Origin of the sequence: Pseudoalteromonas sp. NFXS39, assembly GCF_040148775.1 — a bacterium.
Classification (GTDB): Bacteria; Pseudomonadota; Gammaproteobacteria; order Enterobacterales; family Alteromonadaceae; genus Pseudoalteromonas; species Pseudoalteromonas apostichopi.
In genome coordinates this window covers 708,721-722,499 of the sequence record NZ_JAGDEC010000001.1, presented here as the reverse complement: position 1 = coordinate 722,499, position 13,779 = coordinate 708,721, and the positions used below count along the sequence as shown (strand labels likewise).

The window sequence follows — 13,779 nt, the reverse complement described above, 5'->3', positions numbered from 1 at the left end:
CAAAAAGGACGGTTTTGTAGGCGTTAAAAACTAAAGTTACTTTTTGAATTTGCTTGGAGATAAGCCAAAGTACTTTGAAAAACTGCGGCTAAAAGAGGAAAGCTCATTGAAACCTACTAACTCACTAATACGCTGTAACGGGTAGTCGGTATGACTCAGCAAGGCTTGTGCTTTTTCCATTCGTTGTTTAGTTACATAGTTCATGACAGTCAATCCGGTTTGTTGCTTAAACAGCAGTTTGAATTGCGTTGGGCTTAAACAGGCAATGCTGGCAAGGTGTTTGATTTGAAGAGGAGTACCTAAGTGACTGTCAATATAAAGCAATGCCTCGCTAATACGGCTGTCGACCTTAGGCTGCATAATTTGCTCAGCTAACAGCAAATTGAAGGTGTTAAACATGGCAAGTTCTAACTCACGATTAACCGCTTGCTCAAGTTGCTTTGCCACAAACTGCAAAAATGCCCAAAGTGATTGATTAATAGCAAACACGCAGCGCTCAGCGGTGGCAAGGTTATCCGGTAGCTTTGGCATATCGGCCACAACAAATCGAGCCTTTGGCATGGCGGTAAAAAGATGCACTTGCGTGGCTTTGACAACCACGCATTCACCCGGGGCGACTTTACCTTGAAAATCACCCACACTAATGGCTATCACTCCCTTTAAGGGCAGTACAAGTTGATGATAGTCATGGCTATGACTAACAGGCTTAGTACTGTATGAACGGATTGATAGGTTGCCTTGCATCGTTTTGTAATAACCATTTGGAGAATAACGCTATTATGCCTGTTTGCTAAGGATGATCAATTTTATGCCAATAAAGGTGTAAGTACATGCTCGTAGGCAATCATTAGTGCGACATAAACTAACAAAACAGCCATTAGTTTATTAAACACATTAAAAACACCCGGCCGTGATACTTGTTTGCCAAGCACTAAGCCCGCTAGCGAGTAACTTGTAGGAGCACCAAAGGCAAGGATGGCTAAAATAAAAGACCAAAATACGATTGCAGCTCCGGTAATATCCGCGCTTGGGAACTGAATCGTAGCAATTGGCAAAGTAGCTACCAGCGCTTTTGGATTTAAAAGTTGCATAAACAGGCCATCGAAAAAGCTAAGTGAGGCATCCGCTGAGGTATCACTCACCTGTACTTTTGCTTTTGCGACCTTCCAAGCAATATACAAAATATAGCCGCAACCAATTAAGCTCACATAAGGCAAAAACTGCGGATTTATCATTTGTAAGCCAAGGTAGCCAAGCAGCACAAATAAGATAAACATCGCGCTACCTACGCCGATAAAAAACCCAAGGTGTGAACGTGTTTGTTTATTTAAGCCACTGCTTAAACCGAGTAAATTGATTGGCCCAGGGGTGTACATAATGCCAATAGCATATGCAAAAATATCTGCCATAACAGCTCCAAATCAGTAGTTTAGCTCTATCTTCGAGCCCATTGCAGTTGAAATTGTTTTGGTGTCATACCGAATACTCGTTTGAAGTTACGATTGAGGTGACTGGCATCTGCAAAGCCTGATTCAACCGCTACGCTGGTGGCATCGCGGCCAACTTGTAACGCTCTACGGGCATAATTAATACGACAGTTCAAAACATATTGATGTGGAGTAATACCGAAGTGCTCGCGAAAGCGGCGGATAAAATGAAACTTCGACATAGTGGCTGCATGGGCAATGTCATCAATAGAAATGTCATTGTCGATATTTGCCAAAATATAGTCTTTTGCTCTCAGCAGTAAGCTATCAACTCGGGTGCTTAAAGTCGGTAAATCAAGGCTGCCGTTGAGCCTGACTAAAGACTGCGCCATTTGCAATAGTGCAGCTTCTCGCTCTATTTTGTTCGTGCTATTGGTTTGTAAAAGCCTAGATAAGTTAATCACTTGATTACGCAGTAATGGATCTGCATACAAGGTGTTTGCCATACGTAATGTACAATCTTGCTTATACCCTAGCGCTTTAAACAAAGGCTGAAATTCATCAGGATGAATGTACAGCATTAGATACTCTAGGTTTTGTTCTGTGCCAGAGTGGCCATCGTGAATATCTTCAGGGTTAAACAAAATAATATTGCCAGGTACGCTTTTATAAAACGCATTTCGACAAAAGAAATCTTGTCGTCCCTGTAGTGTAATGCCAATTGAATACTCTTCGTGAGCATGCTTTGCATATGTAAAATCACTCATAGTCGCAGTCAACATCGAGATGCTCTGATGCTGTTCGTTGTTGATGTACTTAAAGTGATTGTCTTTGCTCACAGATGCTCCTGAAGGTTGTGCGCTTCGTTATTATTCCTACGCCAATATAGCGAAGCAAGCAACCTTAAAACTTGAACAAAATTGCTGATATTGAATTAAAGAGATTTATTTTTGCCTAATTAACAGCAAATAACGGCAAATAGCAGTGATGCTTATATCGATTTTTCAATTGCTTATACAAATCTCTTCTCAGACTTTTCTTATATTTTATTTTAGTGTGAATGTTTTTATCCCTAACTATGGTCTTTTAAACAATCAGTAGAAAGGGGTTTGTATGAATTTACGTACATCAAATAATTTAGTGATTGCACTTATCACCATCAGTTTTTCGCTATTGGGTTTGTCATTTATCTTGGGAGCAAACCCCAATGCCATTGGCAGTATCTTTTCGTTTTATAAATTAGACTCTCAGGTGCCAGCTCACATCATGAGTATGATCGCAGGCTTTGCATTTTGCTTTGTTGGCATTACCAGCCTTCATTCTCATTTAGGGTTTATTAATAGGGCACTTCCGACCATCACTGCATTTGCTATATCACTGATCTGTTTGATTACGTTGTTTGGCGCTAATCGTTGGCTTGCAAGTGAAGGGGGCTTTCCTGTGATTGGTTCAGGGCAGGGGATCATTAAGTATTTTGCTGTAATTCCGCTATTTTTATTTGTGTTTTACAAAGATGCTTTAAGTGATAAAGCGCATATTACCTTGAATTATGCTTCAGTGGCTTTAGTGCTGGTTTGGATAGGCGCAATGAAGTTTTTTGCTTTTGAGGCAAAGGGGATTGTAACGCTTGTTGAAACATCACCATTCATGTCGTGGTTGTATCAGGTTTTTAGTGTGCAGGGCGCATCGAATGCGATTGGCGTGTTTGACATTGTTAGTGTGCTGTTGCTTTGTGTTGGCTTATTACTCAAAAATAACAAGTTAATAGTGTTGGCAGGGCTTTCCTGTTGCGCTGTTTTTATTATGACGCAAACATTTTTAGTTACCGCGCCGAATGCGCTTAGCAGTACGACGGTTTTAGCTGGACTTGGTCAATTTGTGATTAAAGATCTGTGGTTTATTGCGAACTTAGTGATTATTTATCACCTAGCGGTAATCAATAATACAACTAATGAAATAGCACAATAATTTAGATAGGCCTCACTTTAACCATAGTTTAGGATTAATTACCAAGATCCCACTGTGGAGCAACTTCACGAGTTGTTTGTCTGCCACCCCATAAGATGCATCTATTAATTTTGCGATTGCAGAAAACTACTTAGAGAAGCCTGATTAGGCCCAAGCGCTAAACTTTGCAAATACAGCTTTAACTTTCGCGGAACAAGCAGCAGATGATGAATTACAGTTAGAAATTAATGAACCTATTTTTAAAGTTAATTCCTTACCATGATATTAAAAATAAAAACGCCAGTGCAATGCACTGGCGTTTTTGAAATTACGGAAAAGAGTAGCGCACAATCCGTTTTACAACAGAAAAGTACTGGCGAAAGAAGCCGCCTGTATTGTAATTGATGCCGTGCTCTTTAAAGATAGCTTGCACCTTAGGAGCAATCTCACGATAACGTTTTGCAGGTAAATCAGGGAACAAGTGATGTTCTATTTGATAGCTCAAATGTCCTGTCATTACATGAAACAGGTTACCCCCTTTGATATTTGATGAGCCTAACGCTTGGCGGTAATACCACTGGCCTTGCGATTCATTTTCGCAGTCTTGCTGTTTAAATGTTTCAACTTCACCGGTGAAATGCCCGCAAAAGATAATCGTAGAGGTCCAGAGGTTACGTAATAAATTTGCGGCTAGGTTACCCGTTAAAACCCACAAAAATAAAGGGCCGGCAATCAGAGGGAAAAGCAGGTAGTCTTTCACTAACTGGCGTGCTCCTTTACTAAAAAAGCGTTTTTTGAGTTCGCTATGCGATACCGTGTAATCACGGTTATCTTTTTTCTTACCGAAAAATACCCGCTCGGCAGCCATTTCATGGTACGACACACCCCATTGGAACAGCACGCTTAGCAATAGGTAAGTGATAAATTGCCACAGGTTTTTTACCCGCCAACGAAAGTCATTAGATAAACGCAGTAATCCATAGCCGAAGTCACGATCTTTACCAATAATATTTGTATAGGTGTGGTGCTCGTAGTTGTGAACGCGGTTCCAACTTGAACCATCGCACGCTATATCCCACTCGTAAGACTTTGAATTTATGTGTTTATCATTCATCCAGTCATATTGGCCGTGCATCACATTATGGCCAATTTCCATGTTATCGAGAATTTTTGCAGTGGCTAAACTAAGCACACCGACTATCCATAAAGCAGGCTGAATAAAGCCTAGCATTAAGAGAATACGGCCACTCCATTCAAACACACGCTGGCAAACAATAACGCGGCGAATGTATTTCGCATCTTGCTCACCCAGTTTCGATTTTATATCTGCTTTAACGCTATCGAGTTGAGCTGCTAATTTTTCAAAATTGACTGTTTTTGTTGTCTTCATGCTGATAACTCCACGTCACTGACCGGTTGCGATATACAAAGTTGAATTAACTGCTCTGAGCTATCAGAGAGCTCGCCGGTGCGAATATCACGCACGATGCCTTGCTTTTTAACGCATTGGCATTGATGGCAAATTCCCATACCACAGCCAACTGTCACAGGTTGCTTATTCGCTTGTAAGTGAGTAAGTAAGGTTTGTTGGTTATCAATAGTGAATGTTTTGCCCTGATGAGTGAGTGTTAGTTCGTGCTTATCAGGGGTTGCTAAAACAGCAGGGACTGCACTGAAATGCTCACTGTCGATAGGCGTATTTAATTGCTTAGTTAAAGCGGCAGCTTGCTTATATAAAGCAGCTGGGCCGCAGACTAACCAGTGTTTATGCGCGTTTGTTGTCAGCCATGTCGTCGCATCGCCGTCTTTGCTGCGCTCAAGTAAGTGATAATCAAAATTGCTCAGTGATTGTTTTAGTTGTTCAAGCTCATCTTTAAGCCAGTGGCTGTTCGACTTTGCGTAATAAAGCAGGGTAATGGTTTGTTTGCTATCAGCCGGTAAAGACTTAAGCATGGCTATAAATGGCGTAATGCCAGAGCCACCGGCAAGCATAATTATAGAGCGCGCGGTATTTGGCATAACAAACTGGCCTTTAGGCTCAGAGATATTAAGCCATTGTCCAGGCTTCAAATTTGCTAGCTTTGACGTAAATGCGCCAATCTCTTGGCTGCGGATCAATAAACGAATTTGTCGCTCTTGCTTTGCCAATTTTGGTTCGCTTGCGATGGTAAACACGCGAGTCAGTAGTCGCCCGTTCGTTTGTATTGTTAACGCAATATGCTGGCCTGCTTGATGATTTGGCCATGCTTTTTCTGGCTCAATAATCAGCTCGATGCTTTGTTCAGCAAACACGTGTACATGTTTTAGTTGTGCGCGAAAATACCCATCGCGCCAGCCAGGTTTAAAGCACTGGAGCACAGGTTCCCAGTATCCTGACCAAGATTGATGATGCAATAAATGTTTTGATAATGAATTTAATAACATTCTTTTTTTGCCTTTAGCTTACAAGTGTACGCTCACTAGGCGTACAAGTGTAAGCTGAAAAAAGATAATTTCAAGTCTAATTTGAGTGTTAGCTCTAAATTGGCGGGGAAATCCAACTTTTGAGAATTTAAACTTAATAAAAAGAGTTGAGAAAATTGCTAGTTTTTCATTTAAATTCATTGCTATATGCTTGATAGAGCTAACCCGAGTTGGCATGTATCTAGAAAAGAAGCCTTGAGTTCTTTTACAAAGAAGTATTTTCGGCTATTAATTGAGAAAGACTTTAACCGTTTTAGTTTGTAGCTCTGCCACCGACATTGGGGCAAAGCTTAATTTACAGATTGAGGTGTAAGATGAGGGGATTCATTGTATTGGGAGCCAATCCAACCTAGTTAATAGCTAGGCAAACATTATCTCATCTGGGTTTCGTTTGAAGCTATCCTTACCTTCTAGATTACGCCAAACCTTTTCGTGAAAGTAAAACGCAACCGTATTGACTGCAGGCTCAACAATGGCGACCAGGCCACCAATTAAAAAACTACCTGTTAAAAAGTAGGTCACTGTAAAAGCGATTGTGAAGTGCATCATTGCAAAAGTAACTGTCTTAACCATTTTGAATACCCCAACTCTCATAATTTGATGAGTTTAGTATTGCTCATCATTTTTAATCTTTAAAATGGAATAATAAGATTGTAGTGATTTATTAAATGGAATGGTTGTGCCCAGTGTTGCTTGTTAATTTTCAAGTCAATATGCGCACATTGATGAAGAAGTTTTGAGCTTTTCGTCAATTTACTTTTCTATTGCGATAGTTCTAATGCATTGTTTGTAAATATATTTATGGATTTTTGATGGCTGTGAGTGAGTTGTGTGCTACTTGTTTTTTGAAGGGGGCGTTCAACGTTCTAGAGGGCCCAGACTTTTTGAAAGTCTAGACCCACAGCGGTTTGCTTGAGTGCAACTAGCTTATTTAAAAACTACTCTGCTGCATGGGGTAAAATAAATGAAAGTGTTGCTAAGTGCTCGGTCTTATCAAATACAGCGAGATTTGTACTTTTTTCATCATATATAGCGGCGACTACGTTTAAGCCTTGATTGCGTAGTGGCAATGTCACGATGCCTTCATCATTGCTTATTAGGGGCTTTTGATCTGGGTCATTCACAATATCATTAATCACTTTAGCGCCTTGAACTGCCTTACCATTAAATAGTATGCGATAACTAACTAATGCACCTTTCTGATCTGAAAAGCTGTTTCCTATTGGGATAATTTGTAACTGTTGTTCTTTAAGTTGAGGAATTTTAGTAAGAGGCCCACGCAAATGTACAGCATGTTTTTTTGTATGTTCGCTTAAAACTGCATCAGGGATTTGGTCGCGGCCACTTGCAAACCATTTACCATCTTTAGTTTTGCTCCATAAACCGTTATCGAGCATTCCTGTAACAGCATAAACCGTGTTATCGCTCAGTATCATCATATGCCCTGACTCAACAAGTTTTACACTTTGTTCTTGCCAATTTTTGTTATAACCGGTAACTCTTTTAACTTTGTCTTGGCGCTTAACGGTGTCTAAATCTTGTGCACCTTCACCATATATCAGTGCTAATTGTGATGAGCGCTCAGCAAACCATATTGCATGTGCTTGTGTTTTTGCGCTGTAAATGCTGGAAATTGATATGGCTAATGTAATGCAGGCTAAAGTAACTTTGTTCATTCTTCTCTCTAAGTGTTTATTAATTAAGCGTTAATTTGAGTTTTTTAATTTCTGTTGTTTACGAGGGTAGTTCTCAGTGGTTTAATTGTTTATCATACTGCAAATGATAAGTATTGTTAATTGCATGTTCAAGTGATGGATAATGTAAATCTTTACCTAATAACTACAAGCTTTATTGAATAACTACAATTCATACCTGAGAGATAGAATGAACAGATATCAAAAATCAGCCCTTTCAATCATGATTAGCGCAATTTTTACATCTTCCGTATATGCCACTACAGAGCCATCAGAGATAGAAAAAATATCAGTGTCGGGTGTAAGGCAAGCTTTTCGTGGGGATGTTCCTTTAAATGAGCAACCACAATCTGTCGAGTTTATTTCATCAGACACACTCAATGAGGCTGGTGTAACCACCTTAAGTGACATTTTCGATTTAACCCCAAGTATTTCAGAACAAAATGATTTTGGTGGTTTATGGGAAAGCTTTGCAATACGTGGCTTAGTGGGTGATGAGAATATTCCATCAGGCTTTTTAATTAACGGTTTTTCATCTGGGCGAAGCTTTAGCGGTGTTCGTGATACGAGTAATATTGATTATGTAGAAATCATGAAAGGAACAGGCTCTGCACTCTATGGACGCTCTGAGCCTGGCGGTACGATAAATATCATTACAAAAAAACCGCAGTTTGCACAGCAAGGCTATGTAAAAGTCACTGCCGGTAGCTGGCAAAGTTATCGCACTGAAGGCGACTACACGAACGCAATTACGGACCAAGTGGCTTTTAGAATTAATGGTGCTGTGGAAGATAGTGAAGGTTTTAGAGATTATCATGAATCAGAAAAAACTGTATTAACGCCTTCAATTTTATGGCTAATTTCAGATAAAACGAAGTTGAATTATGAGCTAGAGTACGTTGATCAAAGTTTAACTTTCGATCGAGGTATTGTTGCTGTAGATGGTAAAATTGATGCACTACCTATTGAAACTTTTTTAGGTGAGCCAAGTGATAAACCTACAAAAGTTAAGGCTATTTCTCATCAGCTTACCCTTGAGCATCAATTAGGAGAATGGTCGCTTCTAACAGGTATTAGTTATAGCGATTCAGAGTTTTTGAGTGAATCAAGTGATGCTGAGCTTGCTCCAAGCCGACAAGTATATTTCATTGATGGCGTGACACTGAGCAGACAACATAACCAGCGTGACTTTCAAACTAACTATATATCTGCACGCTCAGAGCTTAGCGGTAGTATAAAAGCTGCAGGTTTCACTCATCACCTTTTAATTGGTGCTGATGCCAGTAAGTTTGATTTTGATAAGGTTTGGTACAGATATCGCCCGACTCTTGATGACACGAGTTACGCTATAAATATGTATGAGCCTGAGTACGGTAAAACGGCGCCTGAAGGTTCTCTGTTATTCGACACCACAGAAGTACAGAATAGCTATGGTATTTATATTCAAGACCAAGTCGATATCACTGAAAAATGGAAAATGCAAATTGGTGGTCGTTACGATTGGTTTGATCAAAGAATTGATAACCATAAAAACTTAACGCGTTCAGAGGCTGACAAAAGCACCTTCAGCCCTCGAGCAGGTTTAGTATATGCTCACTCTGAAGATCTACAATTTTATAGCAGTTATTCTGAAGGTTTTAGACCTAATAGTGGTTTCGATGCTGATGGAGAAGCATTTGAGCCTGAAGAAACAACCTCTATTGAAGTTGGAGTTAAATTTAATACAGACATTGTCAGTGGTAGCTTTACAGTATTTAATGCGCAAAAGAGCAACATGTTAAGCACAGACGTACAAGCAGGTGTATCTAGGGCTCTAGGCGAGGTTACGAGTGAAGGTGTTGAGCTAGACTTACACGGTAATATTACTAGCCAAACTTCGTTTGATCTTGCATATACTTACACTGATGCTAAAACAGCAAAAGATACTGTTAATACCGATTGGTGGGTTAGTTTGCCAAAAGGCACCCCTTTATTAAACATTCCAAAACATAGTGCCAATGTGCGTATTAAGAGAGAGTTAAGTGATTTAATCGATTCGAACTCAACAGTTGGTGTGTCGGTTCAATATGTTGGGGAGCGGCTAGGTGAAGCGATTGACCCTAGCTATTATTTGCCTTCATATACTTTGGTAAATCTGTTTGCAAACTACCATGTTAATGATGATTTGAGCTTACAGTTTGTTGTAAATAACGTATTGGATAAAACCTATTACGCTAATTCATACTCTGCAATTTGGACCCAACCAGGTGAGCCGTTAAATTATAAGGTTAGCTTACAATATAATTTTTAACGTAGGTTTAATTGCAACTTGCTTAGACTCCAAAGTCATTGCCTGCATTCTTGAGCGAAAGTTTTGCAGAACATTCTTTGACTTAAATAAAAAAACGAACCGTTGGGTTCGTTTTTTCTTATCATCGAATACATAGTGCTTCTTATAGTTATAGAAATAAAAGCTTCTGTATAATTATATTACTATTTGTTTATCACTTTAATTATAATATATTTTTATGTCTTAATTTAGGGATATAGCGCAATGATGAAATTTAGGATATTCGGTAGTTTTATTTTCTTTCTTTTAATATATAGCTTTCAGGGGTCAGCGCAAGAAAACAGGCCAAATCAGGTTTCTATAACCCAGTTAGCTGATGGGGTATGGCTGCATACATCATATTATACTTACCCAAATGGTACAGAATTTCCCTCAAATGGCTTAATTGTGAAAGAAGGAGATAGTTTAACCCTTATCGACACAGCGTGGGGGGAATTACTCACTTTAGATTTACTCGAAGCAATTAGCTTAGAAATAAAACTGCCAGTAAGCAAAGCATTTGTTACGCATGCGCACGGTGACCGAGCTGCTGGTGTCGATGTACTTGAGTCTAAGGGAATCAATGTTTTTGCTCATCCATTAACTGCTCAGTTAACCATAGAGCAAGGCGCGGCAGTACCTAACAATATTATCAAAGAACTTAGAGTAGCAGATTCAGTTGTTAAATTTGGCTCTCTTGAACTATTTTTTCCAGGCCCTGGGCATGCAATGGACAATGTTATGGCGTGGTTACCTGAAAAAAGAATCTTATTTGGTGGCTGCGCAGTTCGGTCACTTCAGTCATCATCTGTAGGTAACCTAGTTCATGGTGACATACACTCTTGGCTTAATATAACAAAGCAATTAAAAAGGAAATTTAAAAGTGCAGTGATTGTCGTCCCTGGACATGGCGCTGTTGGTGGATATGATTTACTCTCACATACAGAAAAATTAATAACCGATCATCTCAAATAGGTATAGGTTATGGCGGCTTTAGGCTCACATTGAACATTCTAAGGCCGCTTTCTCCCTTGTGCTTTGCGCGCCAAAAAAGTACGTAGAATCTCGCTTGAAAGTAACATTAAATTCGCTTTGTATTATTTGAAACTCGCCTTGCCGAATTTGGCTGGTAATGAAAAATGAACCTGCAGATACTGTTAATTAAAAGTAAATTCTTTTAAATCTGAACACACATCTAAAGGTTAAATATGCACACAATAAATAAAAAGGCATTAGCAGTTGCTGTCGCTTTAGCTTGCTCATTACCTGTACATGCACAAAACGAAAATCAGCAGGACACAGATAATAAAATAGCAAAAGAGCCGCAAAGTGGCTTAGAAATCATTTCTGTTACGGCAACAAAACGCAAAACGAAGTTGATGGAAACACCGGTAGCAATTACGGCGTTAACAGAAGCTGAGCTTAAAAAAAATGGTGTTAATAATATTAAGGATATTGCGAACCTTGTTCCTAGTCTTGATATTTCAACAGCAACAGACCAATCAGCACCCGTTATTTCAATGCGCGGGGTACGCTCAACCAACCTAACAGAGCTAGGTGATCCAGCGGTTGGTGTGCACTTAGATGGTGTGTATTCACCTAGAATGCAAGGTGCACTTGCACTTATGTATGATATTGACCGTGTTGAGGCATTGCGAGGTCCGCAAGGTACCTTATTCGGCCGAAACTCTACGGTGGGTAGTATCAATGTCATATCTGCAAAGCCACAATTTGAAAACTTCTTTGGCAATGTGAATGTTGAAGCAGGTAAGTACAACAGTAAAAACATTGATGGCATGATTAATATTCCAATTAATGAGGAGTTTGCAGTTCGTTTCGCTGCAAAAGGTTTGAAGCGTGACTCCTACTTAGAAGGCTACTACGATCCTAACCAATACGATACTCGCAGGCTCTCTGATGATGTATTAAATGCCCCAGTAATATCTGAAGACTCATATCAAGGCGTGGGTCAAACTGTCACTCAAAGAGAAAACTGGTGGATTGATGGTGCTGGTACAGACCCTGAAGCACAAAAAGTTCGCGCATTAACACCAGCGGATAAAAGTGATTTTTATAATAATGCCGATGAGTATTCATTTCGTATCAGTACACTTTGGGAGCCATTAAATGGTAATTTCTCAAACCATACGGTTTTCCAAAAGTACGTAAACAACAGCAGCAATAATCTTGATTTAGTTAACTGTGATAAGTTAAGAGGGCGCCCAGCTGAAATGGGAGGTGATTGCTCAAACTTTTTGCCAAGTGATAACACATATCAGGCTGTCGTGAATGTCCCAGGACAATTAGATTTAGATATCACATATCTTCGCAACACGTTAAATTATAACCTAAATGATGAATACAATATTGTGTGGTTGATGGGTTATGAAGACATGGAAAGAGAGTCAGCACAAGACAGTGAAGTGGGACTTGACCCTTGGGATGGTGCCACTTACTTCCTAGACGGCACTGGGGCTGAATCGTTTTCAACAGAATTACAACTTCAATCCGATGAGTACGGTGACTTTATATGGATTGTGGGGGCAAACTACTTCCACGAAAAAACAACAACAGTGGGTTATTATGATAATCCAATGGATGATAAAGCGTTTTGGGACCAACCGGATCGCTCAACAGATGCATTCGCCATTTTTGGTCAAGGAACATACAAACTAACTGAGAAGTTACATGCAACTTTAGGCTATCGTTTTAGTGATGAAACAAAGCAAGACAAAGGCGGCAGAACGTATCGATGCTCAAATGCAGATGGGTGTGCTGTAGGTTGGTTAAATAGAACAGAACTAAATAATCTTCCAGTCGACTATTACGAAGACCCATCTATCTATGCGTCTTACTTTGAAAATGACAACAAAGGAAGCTGGCAGCATCATGACTTCCGTGTTGGCTTAGATTATGACATTTCATCAGAAACCATGCTTTATGCATACTTAGCGAGTGGCTTTAAAGCGGGCGGTATTGGTGATGTATACGAAGTAGTTAACGATAGAACCGGTGATGTTACACGATTCGAAACGAAGTTTGACCCAGAAGAAGTATTAACGTGGGAGCTAGGTGCTAAATCAAGCTTTTTTGATAACTCACTTAACTTAAAAGCTGCTTTTTTCTATACAGATTATACCGATATGCAGTACGCATCGGTAGGTTCGATTGGTAATGTTGAACGCTTATCAGTTGTGGAAGATGACAACGGAACACCGATTTTAGGTGATGATGGCGAGCCTCTTCTTGATTATCAAAATCAACCCGTGATTGCATATTACACGCAGAATGTTCCAGCATCGACGATTAAAGGTATTGAATTCGAATTTGACTGGAAACCATATCCAAATGGTCGTATCACAGGTTACGTAACCTGGACTGATGCTAAAATTACGGAAGATTGGAATACCAAGTGGGACTATGATTCTGAGTATCTATTCGATATCTCTTATGAAGAATCAAAAGATCCTGAAAACACATTGTTAACCACTAACCTCAAGGGTAACAATCTAGCAATGACACCTAAATACACTGCGAATATTAGTTATACGCATACGTTCAATTTAGGTGAATATGGCTTTATTCATGGCTGGTTTAACGCAAGCTGGAAAGATAAATCGTATTCAACGGTGTGGAACCTTGATAAGCATTTAGATGATATGGATTTTGCTGTTTCAGACGAAGCGACACAGTATATCGATGATAGCCGAGATGCATTCGCGGTTTATAACGCTTCTTTGAAATATGAGCCGCAAAGTCAAAAATGGTATGCAGAGCTGTTCATCAATAACGCATCTGATGAGACTATTCAATATTGGAACAACACAAGCAAAGGTGTACCAAAAGGTAGTTTCGGTATGCCGAGATATTATGGTGTTAGAGCCGGTTTCTCATTTTAACCCTACTACTAAGCGCTCTCATATTGCTCAGCAATATGAGA

11 protein-coding genes are annotated in these 13,779 nt (G+C 39.6%); 4 read left to right on the top strand and 7 right to left on the bottom strand.

The genetic code is table 11. The features are described from left to right. Positions 1-36: 36 nt before the first annotated feature. The 3 genes from J3455_RS03035 to J3455_RS03025 form a co-directional block, all read right to left on the bottom strand. Positions 37-744 (bottom strand): helix-turn-helix domain-containing protein, encoded by a 708-nt coding sequence (locus J3455_RS03035; RefSeq protein WP_349561028.1) that lies wholly within the window; start codon positions 742-744, stop codon positions 37-39. 62 nt (positions 745-806) lie between these two features. After that, positions 807-1,409, bottom strand: coding sequence for a LysE family translocator (locus J3455_RS03030; RefSeq protein WP_294090300.1), 603 nt, complete (start codon positions 1,407-1,409; stop codon positions 807-809). Positions 1,410-1,435: 26 nt separating this feature from the next. Then, complete coding sequence (locus tag J3455_RS03025) at positions 1,436-2,266, bottom strand: AraC family transcriptional regulator (RefSeq protein WP_286260756.1); 831 nt, start codon at positions 2,264-2,266, stop codon at positions 1,436-1,438. Between the two features lie 274 nt (positions 2,267-2,540). On the opposite strand from J3455_RS03025, the gene J3455_RS03020 reads away from it, so the two are divergent. Then, the gene (locus J3455_RS03020; RefSeq protein ID WP_130052866.1) at positions 2,541-3,395 is read left to right on the top strand and encodes a DUF417 family protein; all 855 of its coding nucleotides are present in this window, start codon (positions 2,541-2,543) and stop codon (positions 3,393-3,395) included. Positions 3,396-3,702: 307 nt separating this feature from the next. Here J3455_RS03020 and J3455_RS03015 read toward each other — a convergent pair whose 3' ends face one another. From J3455_RS03015 to J3455_RS03000, 4 genes are all read right to left on the bottom strand, one after another. Then, a complete protein-coding gene (locus J3455_RS03015; RefSeq protein WP_294090291.1) occupies positions 3,703-4,764 on the bottom strand; it encodes a fatty acid desaturase family protein in 1,062 nt (353 codons plus the stop codon). Then, on the bottom strand, positions 4,761-5,798 hold the full coding sequence (locus J3455_RS03010; RefSeq protein WP_294090288.1) for a flavin reductase family protein: 1,038 nt from the start codon (positions 5,796-5,798) through the stop codon (positions 4,761-4,763). Before J3455_RS03010 ends, J3455_RS03015 begins: the two co-directional genes overlap by 4 nt. Before the next feature lie 399 nt (positions 5,799-6,197). After that, on the bottom strand, positions 6,198-6,410 hold the full coding sequence (locus J3455_RS03005) for a DUF2061 domain-containing protein (RefSeq protein WP_130052863.1): 213 nt from the start codon (positions 6,408-6,410) through the stop codon (positions 6,198-6,200). A gap of 365 nt (positions 6,411-6,775) precedes the next feature. Continuing rightward, positions 6,776-7,513, bottom strand: a complete 738-nt coding sequence (locus J3455_RS03000; protein ID WP_130052862.1) for a DUF4198 domain-containing protein — start codon at positions 7,511-7,513, stop codon at positions 6,776-6,778. A gap of 208 nt (positions 7,514-7,721) precedes the next feature. Between J3455_RS03000 and J3455_RS02995 the strand changes: the two genes are divergently transcribed. The 3 genes from J3455_RS02995 (at position 7,722) to J3455_RS02985 (ending at position 13,738) form a co-directional block, all read left to right on the top strand. Continuing rightward, positions 7,722-9,821 (top strand): TonB-dependent siderophore receptor, encoded by a 2,100-nt coding sequence (locus tag J3455_RS02995; protein WP_256854014.1) that lies wholly within the window; start codon positions 7,722-7,724, stop codon positions 9,819-9,821. Between the two features lie 243 nt (positions 9,822-10,064). After that, positions 10,065-10,814 (top strand): subclass B1 metallo-beta-lactamase, encoded by a 750-nt coding sequence (gene bla / locus J3455_RS02990; protein ID WP_349561025.1) that lies wholly within the window; start codon positions 10,065-10,067, stop codon positions 10,812-10,814. A gap of 233 nt (positions 10,815-11,047) precedes the next feature. Beyond that, complete coding sequence (locus tag J3455_RS02985) at positions 11,048-13,738, top strand: TonB-dependent receptor (RefSeq protein ID WP_349561023.1); 2,691 nt, start codon at positions 11,048-11,050, stop codon at positions 13,736-13,738. The last annotated feature ends 41 nt before the right edge of the window (positions 13,739-13,779 follow it).